13 protein-coding genes are annotated in these 19,936 nt (G+C 62.0%); 6 read left to right on the forward strand and 7 right to left on the reverse strand.

Annotation, left to right across the window (positions count from 1 at the left end):
* Nucleotides 1–4 precede the first annotated feature (4 nt).
* Nucleotides 5–751 (reverse strand): TerB family tellurite resistance protein, encoded by a 747-nt coding sequence (locus AC1DWZ_RS17150; protein ID WP_477170146.1) that lies wholly within the window; start codon nt 749–751, stop codon nt 5–7.
* A gap of 269 nt (nt 752–1,020) precedes the next feature.
* Nucleotides 1,021–2,640 (reverse strand): GMC family oxidoreductase, encoded by a 1,620-nt coding sequence (locus AC1DWZ_RS17155; RefSeq protein WP_477170147.1) that lies wholly within the window; start codon nt 2,638–2,640, stop codon nt 1,021–1,023.
* 190 nt (nt 2,641–2,830) lie between these two features.
* Here AC1DWZ_RS17155 and AC1DWZ_RS17160 point away from each other — a divergent pair, with 190 nt between their 5' ends.
* Together AC1DWZ_RS17160 and AC1DWZ_RS17165 are read left to right on the forward strand one after the other, a co-directional pair.
* A complete protein-coding gene (locus AC1DWZ_RS17160; RefSeq protein ID WP_477170148.1) occupies nt 2,831–4,024 on the forward strand; it encodes a mandelate racemase/muconate lactonizing enzyme family protein in 1,194 nt (397 codons plus the stop codon).
* Between the two features lie 20 nt (nt 4,025–4,044).
* Nucleotides 4,045–4,953, forward strand: a complete 909-nt coding sequence (locus AC1DWZ_RS17165) for an NAD(P)-dependent oxidoreductase (RefSeq protein ID WP_477170149.1) — start codon at nt 4,045–4,047, stop codon at nt 4,951–4,953.
* Here AC1DWZ_RS17165 and AC1DWZ_RS17170 read toward each other — a convergent pair.
* Complete coding sequence (locus AC1DWZ_RS17170) at nt 4,950–5,708, reverse strand: IclR family transcriptional regulator (protein ID WP_477170150.1); 759 nt, start codon at nt 5,706–5,708, stop codon at nt 4,950–4,952. The two genes, AC1DWZ_RS17165 and AC1DWZ_RS17170, sit on opposite strands and share 4 nt — an antisense overlap.
* A 103-nt stretch (nt 5,709–5,811) precedes the next feature.
* Between AC1DWZ_RS17170 and AC1DWZ_RS17175 the strand changes: the two genes are divergently transcribed.
* The 3 genes from AC1DWZ_RS17175 to AC1DWZ_RS17185 all read left to right on the forward strand — a co-directional run bounded on the left by AC1DWZ_RS17175 (nt 5,812) and on the right by AC1DWZ_RS17185 (nt 12,273).
* The gene (locus tag AC1DWZ_RS17175; protein WP_477170151.1) at nt 5,812–6,963 is read left to right on the forward strand and encodes a M24 family metallopeptidase; all 1,152 of its coding nucleotides are present in this window, start codon (nt 5,812–5,814) and stop codon (nt 6,961–6,963) included.
* Between the two features lie 123 nt (nt 6,964–7,086).
* On the forward strand, nt 7,087–10,692 hold the full coding sequence (locus tag AC1DWZ_RS17180; RefSeq protein WP_477170152.1) for a hydantoinase B/oxoprolinase family protein: 3,606 nt from the start codon (nt 7,087–7,089) through the stop codon (nt 10,690–10,692).
* A 171-nt stretch (nt 10,693–10,863) separates the two neighbouring features.
* Nucleotides 10,864–12,273 (forward strand): FAD-binding oxidoreductase, encoded by a 1,410-nt coding sequence (locus AC1DWZ_RS17185; RefSeq protein WP_477170153.1) that lies wholly within the window; start codon nt 10,864–10,866, stop codon nt 12,271–12,273.
* Between the two features lie 533 nt (nt 12,274–12,806).
* Here the strand turns inward: AC1DWZ_RS17185 and AC1DWZ_RS17190 are convergent.
* A complete protein-coding gene (locus AC1DWZ_RS17190) occupies nt 12,807–13,589 on the reverse strand; it encodes a hypothetical protein (RefSeq protein ID WP_477170154.1) in 783 nt (260 codons plus the stop codon).
* Nucleotides 13,589–15,505 carry an aminopeptidase P family protein gene (locus AC1DWZ_RS17195; RefSeq protein ID WP_477170155.1) on the reverse strand — a complete coding sequence of 639 codons (1,917 nt, stop codon included), beginning with the start codon at nt 15,503–15,505 and terminating at the stop codon, nt 13,589–13,591. The genes AC1DWZ_RS17190 and AC1DWZ_RS17195 overlap by 1 nt, the downstream gene beginning before the upstream one ends.
* A 352-nt stretch (nt 15,506–15,857) precedes the next feature.
* Between AC1DWZ_RS17195 and AC1DWZ_RS17200 the strand changes: the two genes are divergently transcribed.
* Nucleotides 15,858–16,526, forward strand: coding sequence for a DUF1127 domain-containing protein (locus tag AC1DWZ_RS17200; protein ID WP_477170156.1), 669 nt, complete (start codon nt 15,858–15,860; stop codon nt 16,524–16,526).
* Nucleotides 16,527–16,602: 76 nt separating this feature from the next.
* Here the strand turns inward: AC1DWZ_RS17200 and AC1DWZ_RS17205 are convergent, their stop codons facing one another.
* Nucleotides 16,603–17,493 carry a 50S ribosomal protein L11 methyltransferase gene (locus AC1DWZ_RS17205; RefSeq protein ID WP_477170157.1) on the reverse strand — a complete coding sequence of 297 codons (891 nt, stop codon included), beginning with the start codon at nt 17,491–17,493 and terminating at the stop codon, nt 16,603–16,605.
* Between the two features lie 124 nt (nt 17,494–17,617).
* Entirely contained in the window at nt 17,618–19,867 is a 2,250-nt protein-coding gene (locus tag AC1DWZ_RS17210; protein ID WP_477170158.1) for an ATP-dependent helicase, read from the reverse strand.
* Nucleotides 19,868–19,936 lie beyond the last annotated feature (69 nt).

The raw sequence follows: 19,936 nt of genomic DNA on the forward strand, positions 1-19,936 counted from the left end.
TGACCTACTTGATGCCGCGTTCCTTGGCAATCCTGTCATAGGCGGCGTTGAGGGTGGCCACCTTCTCATTGGCCAGCGCCACGAACTCGGCGGGCAGGCCCTGGGCCATCAATTTGTCGGGGTGGTTTTCCCGCATCAGGCGCCGCCAGCTGGTGCGGATCTCCTCGTCGGTCTGCTCGCGCCGCACGCCGAGAATGGTATAGGGGTCGGCGTGATCGGGCCCGACATTGACCTCGCGCATCCGGACGAAATCGGCATCCGAAAAGCCGAAAATCCGGGCCACATCGTGAATGAAGGCGATTTCCGCCTCATGCACCTCGCCATCGGCCCGGGCGATGTGAAAGAGACCGTCGATCAATTCCTCAAGCACCGGGTGGCGTTCGTCGAACATGCTGGCCAATTGCCGTGCATAGGCATCGAATCCAGCGACATCGCGCTTTGCCTGGTCGAACACCCGCGCCACATTGTTGATCTCGTCGGCCGGAATCTTGAAGACCTGCTTGAAGGCCGCGACCTCGGCCCGGCTGACCGTGCCGTCGGCCTTGGCCATCTTGGCGCCCAAGGCAATGACCGCGATGGTGAAGGCGATCTCGCGCGTCGCCCGCCGGTCATCGGGTGTTGCCGGCAGCGCCTCTTCTTCCAGCTGCTTGTCGATGGCATGGCCGGCCAACGCGCCCAAGAGCGCGCCCAAAGGCCCGCCCAGCGCGAAGAAGCCAGCCGCTCCGCCGATGATTTTTCCCCAAACGCTCATGGTGTCAGAAGGTGCCCGCCTGCGATGACAAGGCCTAAACCATAACCAGCCCCCGCCACGATTGCCAGCTTCGGCGCAGCCATCACCGCGACGGATCAGCGCAGAAGGCCGCCCTGTTTTTATTTCCCTCCCCCCTTGAGGGGGAGGGCCAGGGAGGGGGGTATCTCACCACCATTTGGTAACCGCGAGACTGAAATGAACCAACACCCCCCTCCCGCGCTGCCGCGCGACCTCCCCCTCAAGGGGGGAGGTAAATTTATTCAAAGGCGCTAGCCGGTATTCTCCTCCCCCAAAATAAACGCCGCCCCCTTCTCTGCCACCATCATGGCCGGGGCATTCGTGTTGGCCGAGGGGATGGTGGGGAAGATCGAGGCATCAATGACACGCAGGCCGCTCACGCCATGAACGCGGAGCCGTAGGTCAACCACGGAATCCTGCGCGCCCGGCCCCATGCGGCAGGTGCCGGAAGGATGAAAGATCGAGTAGGCCGATTCCCGCACATAGGCGGCGAGCTCATCCACCGATTGCGTCGCTGGGCCTGGCTTGGTCTCGCTGCGGATGATCCCGCCCAGCGCCTTTGTGGTGGCATAGCGGCGCATCAATTGTGCCGCTTCCACGATCTCCGCCATGTCTTCCGCCGTGCTCAGCAGATTGGGCTGGATTTCCGGCGCCACATGGGCATCCGCCGCCCGCAGACGCAGAAAGCCACGGCTTGATGGCCGGCATGGCGAGGCACTCAAGGAGAAGGAAGGGGTGGACCGAACCTTGATGAGTGCGCGGCTGTCAGGTGATGCTTTTTCATAGGCGAGCGGGCAGAAATAAAGCTGGATGTTGGGCCGCGCCCGGTCCTTGGACGAACGGACGAAACCGCCTGCCTGGTTGAGGCTCATCGACAACGGTCCGCGCCGCAGCAGCGCATATTGCGCCCCGGCCTTGATGCGCCCGATCCAATTCCCCAACTCGCTGTTGAGCGTCGGCACCCGTGCCTCGAAGAAATGATCATAGCAGATATGATCCTGCAGGTTGCGGCCGACCGCGGGGGCATCGTGCTTGACCTCGATCCCGAGTGCCCGCAATTCCTCCGCAGGCCCGATGCCGGAGAGCAGCAACAGCTGCGGCGACCCGATGGCGCCAGCGCTCAAGATCACCTCGCGCCTGGCACGGATCTCCACCTCGGCACCCTCGCGGCGACAACGCAACCCCACGACACGGCTGCCCTCGATCGTCAGCTTCAGCACATGGGCACCGGTCAGCACGGTGAGATTAGATCGCTTCAGCGCCGGCCGCAGATAGGCCTTGGCCGAGGAATGGCGCTGGCCGCTCTTGGTGTTGATCTGGTAGTGGCCGACACCTTCTGCCTGGGCACCGTTGAGATCAGAGAGATGCCGGAAGCCCAGTTCTTCCGACGCCCTGAAGAAGGTCTCGCAGATCGGATGCGCATCGCGCCCCATCTGCGTCACATGCATCGGGCCGCCAGCGCCATGGAGGTCGCTGTTGCCCAGATCATGATCTTCCATCGCGCGGTAGAAGGGCAGCACGTCGGACCAGCCCCAGCCCTTGTTGCCGGCGGCTTCCCAATCGTTGAAATCTGCGGCCTGCCCGCGCGCAAAGACCATGGCGTTGATCGAACCAGACCCGCCCAGCACCTTGCCGCGCGGGTAATAGATCACGCGGTCATTCAGCGACGGCACCGGCGCGCTGTCGAACATCCAATTGACCCGTGGGTCGAAAAAGGTACGCGCATAGCCCACCGGCACATCGATATCAAAGCGCCGGTCGCTTGGCCCCGCCTCGATCAGCAATACCTTGTGGCGGCCATCCGCCGTCAGCCGGTTGGCGAGGACACAGCCGGCCGACCCGCCGCCGATGATGATGAAATCCGTTTCCATGAGAGCTCCGCATGCAAGCCGCCTATTTAGACCGCGCCCAGGGACGCTCGGCTATGAATATTCGGCATTGGCGCGGTTCTTTTTTGGCAAATCGTCAACGCTGCACTGCCACAATCCATGGCGCAGATTGACAGTCGATACTGCTCTCAGCTTCTAATGGGTAAGCCATAACCCCTACCCCCTGGGCATCATGAAAATCGCTGGTCTCAAGACATTCGTCGTCGGCAATCCGCCGCCCTCTTTCGGTGGCCAATATTTCATCTTCGTGAAGCTGGTCACCGATGACGGGATCGAAGGTGTGGGCGAAGTCTATGGCACCGCCTTCGGGCCGAAGGTGATGGTGGCGGCGATCGAGGATATCTATCAGCGCTATGTCGAGGGCATGGACCCGTTCCATATCGAGAAGCTGTGGCGGCTGGTCTATGGCTCCGGCTACACGCTGCGCCCCGACGTCACCGCGATGAGCGTCTTGTCCGCGATCGAAATCGCGTTGTGGGACATCAAGGGCAAGGCAACGGGGAAGCCGGTCTATGAACTCCTGGGCGGCAAGGTGCATGAGCGCCTGCGCTCCTACACCTATATCTATCCCGATACCGCGAAGGGCCAGGACAGCAGCATCTATTGGAATGCGGAAGCCTCGGCGGAACGTGCCGCACATTATGTGAAGATGGGCTTCACCGGCATCAAATTCGATCCGGCCGCCCCCTATTCGCCTTTCGATCCACGTCAGCCCTCGCTGGAATCCATGGATCTCTGCGAGAAGTTCTGCCGGCTCATCCGCGAGGCTGTGGGCTCGAAGGCCGATCTTCTTTTCGGCACCCACGGACAGTTCACCACGGCAGGCGCCATCCGTTTTGCCCAGCGGCTGGAGAAATACCAGCCGCTCTGGTTCGAGGAACCGACCCCGCCGGAAAAGCCCGAGGACATGGCACTCGTTGCCCGCGGCACCACCATTCCCATCGCCACCGGCGAGCGGCTGGTGACCAAATACGAATTCGCGCGCGTGCTGGAAAACCGCGCGGCCTCGATCCTGCAGATGCAGGTCGGGCGCGTGGGCGGCCTTTTGGAAGCCAAGAAGATCACCAGCATGGCGGAAAGCTATTACGCCCAGATCGCCCCGCATCTTTACGCCGGACCGGTCATCGGCATGGCCAACGTGCATCTTGCCGCCTGCAGCCCGAATTTCCTGATCCTGGAAAGCATCGAAACCTGGGGCGGTTTCCATGGGAAAATCATCAAGAAGCCGGTGCAGTGGGAGGCAGGCTATGTCATCCCGCCGACCGAGCCGGGATTGGGCGTCGAACTCGATGAGGACGTGGCCCGCGCCCACCCTTATACTGGCAGCAATCTGCATCTGGAGATGACCAACAAGGTTATCCAATAGAAACCAACCGGGGAGGCATCATGCGTTACGGGTTCATCGGTCTCGGCCATATCGGCACGCACCTTGCCGCCTGTTTGCAGCGCGGCGGCTTCCCCCTCATCGTCCACGATCTGCGGCGCGAATCGGCCAAGCCCCTCCTCGACCTCGGTGCCACATGGGCCGATTGCCCGCGTAGTGTGGCCGAACAGGTGGATACCGTCATCACCTGCCTGCCCAGCCCCGGCGCCACGCAGGAAGTCCTGGCCGACAAGGACGGCATCCTCTCCGGCATGGAAGAAGGTTCCCATTGGATCGAGATGGGGACGTTGGGTCGCGACGAAATCCTGCGCTTTTCCGAGCTCGCCGCCCAACAAGGTGTCCGCACGATGGAATCGCCGGTGACCGGCGGCGTGCATTTGGCGGCAGCCGGCGACGTCACCATCCTTGCCGGCGGCGACAAGGATCTGTTCGACACCCACCAGCCCGCCTTGAAGGCCATGGGCAGTAAGATCTTCCATATGGGCCCGTTGGGCTCGGCGGCGGTGATCAAGGTGATCACCAATATGCTGGCCTTCATCCATCTGAAAGCCGTCGGCGAGGCTCTGATGCTGGCCAAGCGCGGCGGCCTGGATCTGGCACAAGCCTATCACGCCATCGCGGCCAGTTCCGGCAATTCCTTCGTTCATGAAACCGAAGGCCAGCTCATCCTGAACGGCAGCTACGATATCGGCTTTTCGATGGATCTCGCCTTGAAGGATCTTGGCTTTGCCCTCGGTTTCGGCCGTGAATTCGGCGTACCCCTGGACCTTGCCTCGATCACCAACCAGACCTATGTCCAGGCCAAGGCGGTCTATGGCGGCAAGGCGGAATCGCCGATGATCGTGAAGCTGCTGGAAGACGCCTTGAAGACCGAACTCCGCGCACCCGGATTCCCGGCGAAGCTTCTCTAAAGCAACAGCTTCTCAATCCGCCGCGCCTCGTTTTGCAGGGCCTGCAGCAAGGCAGGCTTGCGGGTCGCACTGATCCGTTGCGATGGACCATGCACGCTTAACGTTGCCTGGATGCGGTACATGGAATCCTGGATCGGAACGGCGATCGCCACCGTATCCGGCGTGAACTCATCTTCCTCTGTCGCATAGCCCTGGGCGCGGATCCGAGTGAGATCCTTCTCCAGCCGCTTCAAATCGCTGATCGTGCGGCTGGTCATCTTGGTGAGGTTGAGCGTCTCGAAAATCGCCGCCCGCACATCGATGGTCGAGAAGGCGAGAAAGCACTTGCCCGAGGCTGTGCCATGCATGGGGAGGTCACGCCCTTTGAGGGCGGTCGCCTTCAGCACGACATTGCCCTTCATGCTTTCGGCCACAATCATCGAGGTGATCGAGGGGACCAGCAGGTTGACCATCTCCCCGGTCTGCTGGCAGAGACGGATGAGCGAGGGGCGCGCGAGGGTGATGACGTCGAGCCTGGCCTCGACCTTGCGGCCAAGCTGCAGGAGCCGGGTCCCCAGCCGGTAACGGCCGCGAGGCTCCACCTGCTCGGCCAGGCGCAAGGCGACCAGGGTCTGGAGCAGGGTCAGGGTGGTCACCGGATGAAGGCCGGTGCTGTCGGCGACAGCTTGTAAAGACAACCCTTCGATGGGACCCTGGAAAAGGGCCTCCAATATGGCATCTGCCCGTCCCACGGACTGGATTTTGACCCGTTTCATGACCTCTTTATTCTACAATGTAGAATAAATGTCACTTCTCCTTTGTGGCCGGGGGTGGACCATGCTCTCCTCGGCCCCTCACCTTTTCCAGCCGGAGATATCCATGCCCCTCCACTTCACCCGCGACGAATTTGCCGCCCGCCGCAAGGTCACCCTGGCCGCCCTGGCATCGCGCGGCCTCGACGGCATCCTGATCTTCCGGCAGGAGAGCATGTTCTACCTCACCGGCTACGACACCTTCGGCTACGTGTTCTTCCAATGCTATTACCTGGGCGCCGACGGGCGGCAGTTCCTGCTGACCCGCGCACCGGATCTCCGGCAGGCGCAGCTTACCTCCGACATCGCCGATATCCGCATCTGGGTCGATGGACCGGAGGCAAGCCCCGCGACCGAGCTCAGGAACATGCTGAAAGACTGGGGTCTTGCGGGCAAGAAGCTCGGCGTCGAATGGGAATCCTACGGCCTCACGGCGCGCAATGGCATGCGGTTGCAGGCGGCCTTCGACGGCTTTGCGACCCTGGTCGATGCCAGCGATCTCATCTCGCAGCAACGGCTGGTGAAGTCGGCAAGCGAGATCGCCTATGTCGAGAAGGCGGCACATCTCGCCGACCTCGCCCTCGATGAAGCGCACCGCCTGACCGCGCCGGGCGTGTCGGAGGCGGAGATCCTCGCCGCCATGCAAAGCATCATCATCCGCAACGATGGCGACGATCCGGCCAACGAATTCATCATCGGCTCCGGCCCCGAGGCGCTGCTGTGCCGCTATCACTCCGGGCGCCGCGTGCTCGATGCCGACGACCAGCTGACTCTCGAATTCGCCGGCGTGTTCCGGCACTACCACTCCGCACTCATGCGCACGATCCCGGTGGGCAAGGTGCCGCCGCGCCAGGTTGAGATGCACAAGGTCGCGGTGGATGCGCTGGAGGCCAGCAAGGCTGCGCTGAAGCCCGGCCGGCCGGTTGGCGAGGCGTTCGATGCCCATGCCCGCGTGCTCGACGCGGCTGGCTACGAGAAGCACCGCATGAACGCGACTGGCTATAGCCTCGGCACCACCTATGCGCCTAACTGGATGGATTGGCCGATGCTCTATCACGGCAATCCGGTGCTGGCGGCACCCAACCAAGTGTTCTTCATCCATCTCATCATTTTCGATTCGGAGCGGGGTCTCGCCATGACGTCAGGGCAGACGGTGGTGGTGACGGAGACGGGCTGCCGCGTGCTATCAAAGCGATCGACGGAGTTGGTAACTCGGTAGTTTTTTTGTGTCATGGTCCGCGAAGGCGGACCATCCACGAGTTTCTCTCAGGCTGAAGGAAGAAACTCGTGGATCCCCCGCCTTCGCGGGGGATGACAAAATGAGGAATAGGCAAAGAGTGTTATGAACACCTGGCAATTCTGGATCGATCGCGGCGGCACCTTCACCGACATCGTGGCGAAGGCACCGGATGGCAAACTCATCACCCATAAGCTGCTCTCCGAAAATCCGGAACGCTACCGCGATGCCGCCATGGCCGGCATCCGCGCCATATTGAGCCTTGGCGCCGACGATGCGCTGCCGGTGAGTGTGGGCGCCATCAAGATGGGGACGACGGTGGCCACCAACGCGCTCCTTGAGCGCAAGGGCGAAGCGGTGGTGCTGGCGGTTACGAAAGGCTTCAAGGACGCGCTCCGCATCGCCTATCAGAACCGGCCCAAGATCTTTGCGCGCAAGATCGAGTTGCCCGAACTGCTGCACCGGGATGTGATCGAGATCGACGAACGCGTCGACACGCATGGCGCGGTGCTGGCGCCACTCGATCTTGCCAAGGCGCGCACCGACTTCCAGGCGTCCTATGACAAAGGCTACCGCGCCATCGCCATCCTGCTGATGCATGGGTTCCGCTATCAGGCCCATGAAGCGGCTCTGCGCGATCTGGCGCGCGAGATCGGCTTCACCCAGATCTCGGTTAGCCACGAGGTTTCGCCGCTGATGAAGCTGGTGAGCCGGGGCGATACCACGGTGGTCGATGCCTATCTCTCACCGATCCTGCGGCGCTATGTCGACCAAGTGGCGCGCGAGATCGGCAACAAGAGCACACGCCTCATGTTCATGCAGTCGAATGGCGGCCTGACCGATGCGGGCAATTTCCAGGGCAAGGACAGCATCCTCTCTGGGCCGGCGGGCGGCATCGTGGGCGCGGTCGAAACCGCGCGGCAGGCGGGGTTCGACAAGATCATCGGCTTCGACATGGGTGGCACGTCGACCGACGTCTCCCACTATAACGGCCAGTTCGAGCGGACCTATGAGGCGCAGGTGGCCGGTGTCCGCATGCGCGCACCCATGATGCTGATCCATACGGTGGCGGCAGGCGGTGGATCGATCCTGCATTTCGACGGGAGCCGCTTTCGCGTCGGCCCCGATTCCGCCGGCGCCAATCCTGGCCCCGCGAGCTATCGCCGCAATGGGCCGCTCGCCGTCACCGATTGCAATGTGATGATGGGGAGGCTCAATCCGGACTTCTTCCCGAAAGTGTTCGGACCGAAGGGCGACGCACCACTCGACCGCGACATCGTGGTGGCGAAATTCACCGCCCTCGCCGATGAAATTTCCAAAGCGATTGGCAAGGAGCGCCGGGCGGAAGATGTCGCCGAAGGCTTCCTCGACATCGCCATCGCCAACATGGCCAATGCGATCAAGGAAATCTCGATCCAGCGTGGCTATGATGTCAGCAAATATGCGTTGGCCTGTTTCGGCGGCGCCGGCGGGCAGCATGCCTGCCGGGTGGCGGACGCGCTGGGCATGACGCGCATCTTCCTGCATCCGCTGGCCGGCGTGCTTTCCGCTTATGGCATGGGATTGGCCGACATGCGCGCCATCCGCCACAAGACGATCGAGGCGCCGCTGGATCAGGAGATGACCGCAGCACTCGCCAAAGAACTCGATGTCATGCTGGACACGGCCAGCAAGGAGATCGCGGCCCAGGGTATCGCTGCCGACAAGATCCAGATCCTGCGCCAGGTGCATCTCAAATATGCCGGCACCGACGCCTCGCTCATCACCGATTTCGGGACGGCGGCGGAGATCCAGGCCGGCTTCGAGGAATCGCATCGCCAGCGCTATGGCTTCATCGTGCCGCACAAGAAGCTGATCGTCGATTCGATCTCGGTCGAGGCCATCGGCAAGACCGAGCAGGTCGAGGATCCGCTGCTGCCGGCGAGTGACAGGGAAGCCGAGCCGCTGGCCAACGTGCCGTTCTGGGCGCAAGGCAAGCAGCTGACAGCACCCGTCTATGATCGCGCGGCCTTACGCCCCGGCCAACAGATCGACGGACCGGCCATCATCCTGGAGCCGATCTCGACCAATGTCGTCGAGCCCGGCTGGCGCGCCATCCTCAACGATCGCGGCCATCTCGTCATGGAGCGCTACATCGTCGCGGTGCGGACCCATGCCGTCGGCACCTCGGTCGATCCGGTGATGCTGGAGATCTTCAACAATCTGTTCATGTCGATCGCCGAACAGATGGGTTCGACCTTGGAAAAGACCAGCCATTCGGTGAACATCAAGGAACGCCTCGATTTCTCCTGCGCGCTTTTCGACGGGCAAGGCCATCTCATCGCCAACGCGCCACATATGCCGGTGCATCTGGGATCAATGGGCGAGAGTGTCGAGAGCGTCATCCGCGCCCACAAGACAGCGACCGGCACCGACATGCGACCAGGTGACGTCTATGTGCTGAACGCGCCCTACAATGGCGGCACGCATCTGCCCGACATCACGGTGGTGACGCCCGTGTTCGACGAGACCGGGAAGAACATCATCTTCTACGTGGCCTCCCGCGGCCATCATGCCGATATCGGTGGCCTGACGCCGGGCTCCATGCCACCCTATAGCCGCACGGTCGAGGAGGAAGGTGTCCTCATCGACAATGTGAAACTGGTCGATCGCGGCATCCTGCTGGAAGCCGAGATGCGCCGGCTGCTGGCGTCCGGCAAATATCCGGCACGCAACCCGGACCAGAATATCGCCGATCTCGGTGCCCAGATCGCCGCCAATGAAAAGGGCGTGCAGGAGCTCCACCGCATGGTGGGGCAGTTCACGCTGCCCGTGGTGCAAGCCTATATGGGGCATGTGAAGGCCAATGCCGCCGAGCAGGTGCGCCGTGTGCTCGATCGCCTGTCCGATGGCAGCTTTGCCTATGACATGGATGATGGCGCGGTGATCAAGGTTTCGGTCACAGTCGATCGTGCGGCGCGCCGCGCGAAGATCGACTTCACCGGCACCTCGGCGCAGTTGCCGACCAATTTCAATGCCCCTTCGGCGGTTGCGAAGGCAGCCGTGCTCTATGTCTTCCGCACGCTCATCGATGACGAGATCCCGATGAACCAAGGCTGCCTGGAGCCGCTCGACATCGTCATCCCGGACGGGTCGATGCTGAAGCCCAAATATCCGGCGGCGGTGGTCGCCGGCAATGTCGAGACCTCGCAATGCATCACCGATGCGCTCTATGGCGCCATGGGTGTCATGGCGGCGGCGCAGGGCACGATGAACAATTTCACCTTCGGCAATGACCGCCATCAATATTACGAGACCATCGCAGGCGGGTCCGGTGCCGGACCGGATTTCGATGGGACCGATGCCGTCCAAACCCATATGACCAATTCGCGCCTCACGGATCCCGAGGTGCTGGAATTCCGCTTTCCGGTACTCCTTGAGGATTTCCACATCCGCCGGGGGAGTGGCGGCAAAGGCCAGCATCGTGGCGGCGACGGGGTGGTGCGCCGGGTGCGGTTCCTGGAACAGATGACCGCCGGCATGCTGTCCGGCCACCGCGTGGTGGCGCCCTATGGCTTGAAGGGTGGCGGTGAAGGCCAATTGGGGCGCAATTCGGTCATCCGCACGGATGGTAGGGTCGAGTTGCTGAAAGGCACCGATGGCGCCGAAATGTCACCGGGCGATGTCTTTCTTGTCGAGACGCCGGGCGGTGGGGGCTATGGTAGGGTTTAGATAGTTAGTCGGCGATCCGAAGGCCCCTCACCCCAACCCCTCTCCCCAGAGGGGCGAGGGGCTACGCAGCAAACTCGCTCGGAACTCCCTCGCCCCGCTTGCGGGGAGAGGGTCGGGGTGAGGGGTCGCCAGAATAGCCGCTGAACCGACCGCGATGTTAGGAACCGACCCATGAGTGCTGCCCTGCCTGCCCGACCGCAACGCAACCTCAATGTGCCGGGGCTGGTCGAAGCCTTGCAGGCCATCCTGCAGCCCGACCAGGTCAGCACCAATGCCGGCATCCGCGAGCGCCACGGGCATGACGAATCCTATCACGAGGCACATGCGCCCGATGTCGTGGTGTTCCCGCACACGACCGAGGAAGTCTCCGCCATCGCCAAGGTCGCAGCCGAATATGGCGCGCCGGTCATTCCCTTCGGTGTCGGCACGTCGCTGGAAGGCCATGTCGCGGCCCTGGACGGTGGCATCAGCATCGATATGGGCCGCATGAACAAGGTGCTCGAGGTCAATTCCGACGATCTCGACGTCAAGGTCCAGGCTGGCGTCACCAGGAAGCAACTCAACGCCTATATCAAGGATCAGGGCCTGTTCTTCCCGATCGATCCAGGCGCCGACGCCACCATCGGCGGCATGACGGCGACGCGGGCGTCTGGCACCAATGCGGTGCGCTATGGCACCATGCGCGAGAATGTGCTCGGCCTCACCGTGGTGCTGGCCGATGGCCGCATCATCCAGACCGGTGGCCGGTCGCGGAAGTCGGCAGCGGGCTATGATCTCACCCGGTTGTTCGTGGGTTCCGAAGGCACGCTCGGCATCATCACCGAGATTCGCCTGCGTCTTTACGGCGTCCCGGAAGCGATGGCGGCAGCGGTCGCCAACTTCCCCGATATCGGATCGGCGGTGAACACGGTCATCCGCATCATCCAGAGCGGTATCCCGGTGGCGCGCATCGAGCTCCTCGATGAGGTGCAGATCGACGCCATCAACAAATATTCGAAGCTCGACTTCCCGGTGCGGCCGACCCTGTTCTTTGAATTTCACGGCACCGAGGCCGGTGTCGCCGAACAATCGGCCATGGCCAAGGAGATCGGTGCCGATTTCGGCATGAGCGATTTCAGCTGGACCTCGAAAGCCGAGGACCGCAGCAAGATGTGGCAGGCGCGGCACGATGCCTTCTACGCCGGTCTCGCCCTTCGCCCCGGCGCCAAAGGCTGGCCGACCGACGTCTGCGTGCCGATCTCGCGCCTCGCCGATTGCATCCTGGAAACCAAGGCCGATGTCGCCGCCTCCGGCCTGCTGACACCGCTCGTGGGCCATGTCGGCGACGGCAATTTTCATCTCTGTATCATCCTCAACCCGGATGACCCGGAAGAAGCAGCACGCGCCCAGGCGCTGACCGACCGGTTGGCGCACCGTGCGATCAGCATGGGCGGCACCTGCACCGGTGAACACGGTATCGGGTTCGGCAAGATCGGGTTCCTGGAAGCTGAGCATGGCTCGGCGGTCGCGGTGATGCGCCAGCTGAAGGCGACGCTGGATCCCGATAACCGGATGAACCCGGGGAAGATTTTCCGGGCGTAGGTTTAGAGAGGCCCATCATCCCCGGGCTCACTTTTTGAATCGAGATTGGCCGGGGATCAAGTGCGGCTGGACTCAGCTCTTCAGTTACAAACTGATGCCCGGGTCAAGCCCGGGCATGACGGAGAGCGGGCGGTCTTCTCCAACTCGCCTCCCCCCTTGAGGGGGAGGTCGCGCGGAACGCGCGGGCGGGGGGTGTGGTGCGTTTCAGTCGCCGCTCCATCGAGTAGGCGGATAGATACCCCCCTCCCTGACCCTCCCCCTCAAGGGGGGAGGGGATGTGATTTAGTGGGCAATATCAGGAAGACTATGCCCGAGCGAACTCATCTCCCTCTCCCCTTGCGGGAGAGGGTCGGGGTGAGGGGGTGGATAGAGCGGTCTCGTTGAAAGATCCCCCTCACCCGCTCGCTTTGCTCGCCACCCTCTCCCGCGAGGGGAGAGGGTTCAAACACGCGGAGTGAGAGTCGAGCCTTATTTAGATCGCCCTGGTCGCTTGACTTCTATGCCAACATCCATGGCCTCGCATCGACTAAAATCTACGGGACCTTTAGGTCCAGCAGCAGATTCTCGACGTCAGATGATGGCGTGCCGTTTTGGATACGGGAATCATAAAACGCTTGTAGCAAAGGAAACAGCCAGTCTGCGAAGAGCTGCCTCTTGCTGACACTCTCAACTTTACATTTCAAGTATCTGAGCTGTGGTGCGGCTGTAAACGCCAGCATGTCAGTAATCGCACCCCTTAGATCCGCAGCCGAAAACTTGTCGACAGATGTAAGCCTGTCGACAGCGATAAAATGGAAAGCGCCGCGCATTTCAGCGGTCAGCTTGATCGCGAAGTTGGAATAGACGGCGCTTGGCGATTGATAGAGCATGTTAATTGCTCGACGCGGACTGGATGGACTCTCGGGCAGGAGTTCCGAGAAGAATTTCTGCGTCTGCTCAATTTGATCTGATGACGTTCCGCGATCCACGAAAGTCAGTAGGACGTTCTGCTCTTCAGAATCGTAACCGCCGATGGGAGCGGCATTGATACGGATCGACAGATTTTCGATCGGAAGGAGTTCATGCACTGCCGCGTCCAAGACATCGAGCAATGCACGATCCGGATATGAAGAAAAATTATTAACCCCAATCAAGATTGGGCCAGTCCATTTCACGGCACCCGCAGCAGCCAGCGGGTTGTCGTTCTCAAGCGCCTCGCGATAACAATCGAGGGCCTTGGCCAATATCGGATTCAATGATTCCGCCTGCCCAGAACTAACGCTCGCCAAAAGGATGGCGCCTGATACAGGCGCTATCCAGAGCCAGTGCAGGAACATTAGATCGCCCGCGTCGCCTGTTCCAACCACGCGAGATCAGCACCCGACAGCTGCGGCGCCAGTGCATCGCGCACCCGCACGTGATAGGCGTTGAGCCAGGCTATTTCATCTTCGGTGAGCAAGCTCTTCTCGATCGCGTTCAAATCGATCGGCGCGAGGGTCAGCGTTTCGAATTCGAGCATGTCGGGGAAGGTTTTGCTTTCCTGCACCACGACCAAATTCTCGATGCGGATGCCGAATTCGCCTTCCTTGTAATAGCCGGGCTCGTTCGAGATGATCATGCCGGGTTCCAGGGCCGTGCGGTTCGGCACCTTGGAGATGCGTTGCGGACCTTCATGGACCGAGAGATACGAGCCGACACCGTGACCGGTGCCATGATCGTAATCGAGCCCCACTTCCCAAAGCGGCCGGCGTGCCAGTGCATCGAGCGCTGAGCCCGTGGTGCCGCGCGGGAAGCGTGCAGTGCCGAGCGCGATATGGCCCTTGAGGACGCGGGTGAAGCAATCCTTCATCTCCTGCGTGGGTTGGCCGACCGCCACCGTGCGCGTGATGTCGGTGGTGCCGTCGAGATATTGCCCGCCGGAATCGATGAGGTAGAGCGAATTCACTGGGATCTCGCGCTGCGTTTCCGGCATCGCATGATAGTGGCAGATGGCGCCATTGGGGCCGGCCGCCGAAATGCTGTCGAAGGAGAGGTTGCGGAAATATTCGTTGGGATGGCGGAAGCTTGCCAGCTTGTCGGAGGCCTCGATCTCCTTCAAGCCACCCTTGGGGGCGGCATTGCTGAGCCAGGCGAGATAGCGGGCGACGGCGGCGCCGTCGCGGGTATGGGCGTTGCGCGAGCCCTGCACTTCCGTCTCGTTCTTCGCGGCCTTGGGCAGCGCGCAGATGCATTCGGCGACCGTGACCTTGGCGCCGGATTTGGCCAAGCGGTCATAGACCCACTCAGAGGCGGTCGCGGCGTCGATGGCGACGGAGGCTTGGCTGGCCCCCAGAGAGGTAAGCCCGTCAGCGAAGGAATCCGGTGCCGCCACCGCAACCTCATTGCCGAGATGCGCCAAGGTCTGCGGCGTCAGCTTGCGGCGGTCCATGAAGAGATCGACGCGGGCATCGTCATGGAGAATGGCAAAGCCCAGCGCAAACGGGGTGCGCGGCACGTCGGCACCGCGGATGTTGAGAAGCCAGCAGAGAGAGTCGGGGCCGGAGATCACAGAGGCCGCCTTCCCCTCCGCCTTCAGCTTGGCGGCAAGTGCCCTGCGCTTGTCGGCTGTCCCTTGGCCGGCGAATTTGAGGTCGTGGGGCAGGACCGGCGAAATCGGGTCCGCCGGCCGGCCGGCCCAGATCTCATCCACCGGGTTGCTGTCGACGGCGACCAGTTCGGCGCCGGCGCGGGCGGCGGCACTGCGGAAGCGCTGTGCGGCATCCGGGGTGAAGAGTTTCGGGTCGAAACCGATCTTCTGGCCCTTCTTGAGTTCGGCAGCGATATAGGCGTCCGCCGGCTCGGCGATCAGGTGACGATATATATAGAGAGTGGGATCGACCTGATCCTTCACCTGGATGGTGTAGCGGCCGTCGACGAAGATCGCAGCCTTATCGGCCAGCACCACGGCCATGCCGGCCGAGCCGGTAAAGCCGCTCACATAATTGAGGCGCTCGGCGTTCTTGGGAACATATTCCCCTTGATGATCGTCGGCCCGGCCAATGATGAAGCCGGCAAGCCCCCGGCGGGCCAAAGCCGCCCGGAGCAGGGACAGGCGCGCTGCAATGGGCGGGGTCTGGATCTGGGGTTCGCGGGAATCGCGATCGCGGCGGAATGCCTGGAGCTGGGCAATGAGGGCGGGACTGGGGTTTTCGGCCACCAGATCGATCCAGGCGTCGGGCCGTTCGCCGGCAGGTGCGGCGCCGATCCCCGGCAAAAGTTCAGTAAGCGTGTTTAGATTTACGTGGGATTGGTGTTTTTTAAGGAGCCCAATCAGGGCCTCATCCCCTTGATAAGTCTCACGGCAGGCGGAATCGGGCGAGGTGACCATCATAATCTCCAAATTAACCATACCAATTGTGACCGCTAAGTCACTATCCTGTCTTAATTAGTTCTTAGTGATATGCATCACACTGCCATCTTGACCGTTTTGCATGCGCCAGACGCAATGCTGCGCCGCCGCGAAAGCACTACTAAACGGGTCGTGTTAAGACTACATATCTGCTGTCCGCGAAACAAAGCGATGGCAACGGTGCCATCTGAATTTAGAGCCGGATTGGAAGGTTACTATGAATCGGATCGTGATCAATCAGAACGTGACGTCGCACGGGGCGCAAATGCCCGCCGTCGCTTCTCGTGAAATTGGTTTTGCCGCGTTTGCACGCTTCGGCAAGGCCCTCACCGACACGGCGCGCCGCATCTATGCGCGCACCCAGTTGGAAAACGAACTCTATGCGCTCGATGACCGGTCGCTGAACGACATCGGCGTCAGCCGTGGTTCGATCCCGGCCCTGGCCCGTGATGCCCTGCCGGCTGGCGAAGAAGGCGATCTGTTCGCCGAATTCAGCCGCCTGGTGGTCAACGGCCTTATCCGTCCGGCGATCGATTGGAACCGCCGCCGCAAGGCGCGCGCGACCCTCTCGGCGCTTGACGATCGTTTGCTGGCTGACATCGGTCTCGCCCGTTATGAGATCGACGCCCATGTGGCCCGTCTCTCCGGCGCCATCAACGGCCCACTCCCCGCGGCTGTTGCGGCAATGGAAGAAGATTTCACCGCCCCGCTGAAGGCCTGGTCGGCTGCACGCGCGACGGCGAAGGAATTGTCGCGCCTGACCGACCGTCAGCTGCTCGACATCGGCGTCATCCGTGGCGACATCGGCGACCTCGCCAGCGATTTGGCTGAGCGTGGCCTTGCTGCCAACACCAATATGCAGGCTTCCGCCCCGAAGGCTGCGTAACGACTAGACCAAGTTTCCCCTAAGTAGTGCGCCGAAACGGCGGTCCGGGTAACCGGGCCGCCGTTTTGCGTTTGGGCTATTTCTTCGCCCGGGTTTTGCGCTTCAGCACCAGCACCGACCAATCGTTCTGGCGCAGGCGGAAGTCGAGCTCGAGGCCGACGGCTTCATGGGCCGCCAGCACATCCTTCTCCTGCGTCTTCAGAAGACCGGAGAGTATGGCGCGGCCATTGCGAGCGAGGCACTTCGAGAGATCCGGCGCCAGCGAGATCAGCGGATTGGCCAGGATGTTGGCCGTCACCAGATCATAGGGCCCGCCGTTGCGGATCGCAGCCGCCCGGTAGCCATCCGAGGTCACGATCTTGACGGCCTTTTTGAGGCCGTTGATGGCGGCATTCTCGCGCGCGACGCGGACTGCGTCCTTGTCATTGTCGCCGGCCAGCACCGGCACGTCGAAGAGATGATGCGTGGCAAAGGCCAGAATGCCGGTACCGGTACCGATATCGAGCGGCTTCTTCACCTTCGTGGTCTTGGCAAGACGGAGCAGCGCCTTGACGCAGCCGCTGGTCGTCTCGTGCCGCCCGGTGCCGAACGCCATGCCGGCATCGATCTCCAGCGGAATGGTACCCTTGGGTGCGCGCCCACGATCATGCTCGCCATGGACATAGAACGGCCCCATGCGCAGGGGGGCAAGACCCTTGCGGCTTTCGGCGAGCCAATCCTTGTCTGGCACCGGGCCGATGGTGGCCGCGAGTTTGCCGAACGGTTTCAGCGCCGCCTTGACCGCGGCGGCAGCGGGCTTCTCCTGGCCGATCACCTCGATATGCCAGCCCTTGCCGCCATCGGTTTCGAAACTGACCAGCGCCTCGCCGAACGACTCCAGTGCCTCTTCCAAGGCCAGGCGCCAGGATGGTTCCGGCTTGAAGTCGAAATCGACATTGACCGCGTAGAGCTTGACCTTGGTTTTCATACTCAATCCCCTAGAAAATTCGTCATGCCCGGGCTTGACCCGGGCATCAGGTCCGACCGGGCCCTGTTCATCAGTTTCTAACTGATCCCTGGGTCAAGCCCGGGGACGACGTGAGTAAAAAATCTCATCCAGCCTTCTCGGCCGGGACGACGAAGCCGGCCATGACTTTCTTGACGCCGGCTTTGTCGAAGGCGATTTCGAGCTTGTCGCCGTCGGCGGTCAAGACCTTGCCATAGCCGAATTTCTGATGGAACACGCGCTTGCCGGACGGATAGCTGCCGCTGGATGACGGTAGGGTCTCGGCATCGAGATCGATCGTGGGTGGCTTCGGGCGTGCTGCGAAAGAACGGCCGTTTCCTGCCCAGGCATTGGCATTGCCGCCATAGGTCATGCTGCCGAAACCGCTCTGCCGGGGTGCCGAAAAGCCGGCATGATCCTGCCGGTCGATATTGGCGCTCGGCAATTCGGCAAGGAAACGCGAGGGCAGCGCATTCTGCCATTGGTTATGAATGCGCCGGCTGCCGGCATAGGCGACGATGGCAAGCTTGCGCGCCCGGGTGAGGCCGACATAGGCGAGGCGCCGCTCTTCTTCCAGGCCCTTGATGCCGTTCTCGTCCAGCGCACGGGGATGCGGGAACAGTCCCTCCTCCCAGCCCGGCAGAAATACGACATCGAATTCCAGGCCCTTGGCACCATGGAGCGTCATGATGGAGAGCTGGTCGCGCGGTCCCGCTTCCGAATTTTCCATCACCAGCGAGACGTGATCGAGGAAACCTTCGAGGCTTTCGAAATCCTCGAGCGCCCGCACCAATTCTTTCAGGTTTTCAAGACGTCCCGGCGCTTCGATGGATTTGTCCTGTTGCCACATGGCGGTGTAGCCGCTCTCATCCAAGACGATCTGGGCGAGTTCCGCATGCGGCGTCACCTCGGCCATCTGCCGCCAGCGGGCAAGATCGTTCATGAAACTGGTGAGCGCGCGGCGGGCCGCCGGCTTCAACTCGTCGGTGCCGATGATCTGGCGCGCCACCTCCGGGACCGAGAGCGACTGCACGCGGGAGATTTCATTGAGCTGCTTCAGCGTCGTGTCGCCGAGACCGCGTCGCGGCGTGTTGACGATGCGCTCGAACGCCAGGCCATCGTCCGGCTGATGGATGAGGCGAAGATAGGCCAAGGCATCGCGGATCTCGAGCCGCTCATAGAAGCGCGGGCCGCCGATAACCCGGTAGGGAATGCCCAGCGTGATGAAGCGCTCTTCGAATTCGCGGGTCTGGAAACCGGCACGTACCAGGATGGCGATATCCTTCAGCTCGGTGCCGCGGCGCTGCAGTGTCTCGACCTCATCACCGATCTGCCGCGCCTCCTCGGTGCCGTCCCAAGCACCGATGATGCGGACCTTCTCGCCTTCGCTCTCCTCGGTCCAGAGCGTCTTCCCCAGACGCCCTTCATTATGGGCGATGAGGCCGGAGGCTGCGGCCAGGATATGCGGCGTCGAGCGGTAGTTCTGCTCAAGACGGATGACCTTGGCGCCGGGGAAATCCTTTTCGAATTTCAGGATGTTCTCGACCTCGGCCCCGCGCCAGCCATAGACCGACTGATCATCATCGCCGACACAGCAAATGTTCTTGTGCGCCTGGGCAAGTGCGCGCAGCCACAGATACTGCGCCACATTGGTGTCCTGATATTCATCGACCAGGATGTAGCGAAACTGCTGCTGATAGCGCTCCAGCTGATCGGGCGCGGTCCGGAAGATGGTGAGGTTGTGGAGCAGCAGGTCGCCGAAATCGCAGGCGTTCAAGGTGAGGAGCCGCTGCTGATAGGCGTGATAGAGATCGAGGATGCGCCCAGACGCCACCTCGGCCAATTCCGCGCGGCTGACCTTGTCGGGTGTGAGGCCACGATCCTTCCAGCGTTCAATGAGCCCCAGCACCACCCGCGACGGCCAGCGCTGGGAATCAAGCCCCTCGGCTTCAATGAGCTGCTTCACCAGGCGCAGCTGATCATCCGTGCTGACGATGGTGAAATTGGGCTTCAAGCCCACCAGTTCCGCCTGGCTACGCAGGATGCGTGCAGCCAGCGAGTGAAAGGTGCCGAGCCACCAGCCTTCGACCGGCCGGCCGATGAGATGGCCGATCCGTTCCTTCATCTCGTTGGCGGCCTTGTTGGTGAAGGTCACGGCAAGAAGCTGCGACGGCCAAGCCAAGCCAGTGGTGAGAATGTGGGCAAGACGCGTGGTGAGGACACGGGTCTTACCCGTGCCCGCACCGGCCAGCACCAGCACAGGCCCATCCAGCGCCAGCACGGCCTCGGTCTGCCGATCGTTAAGGCCGCCCAGATAGGGCGCCTGCAAAACGGAGATATCGCTCGAATCAGTCATGCGTCCTTATAGCATTCCAGCGGCAATGTAAGAGCCCCGGAAGCGTATCCTGCAGCGTGTCCCCTGGCT

The organism is Dongia sp. P2_B8 (assembly GCF_056404715.1).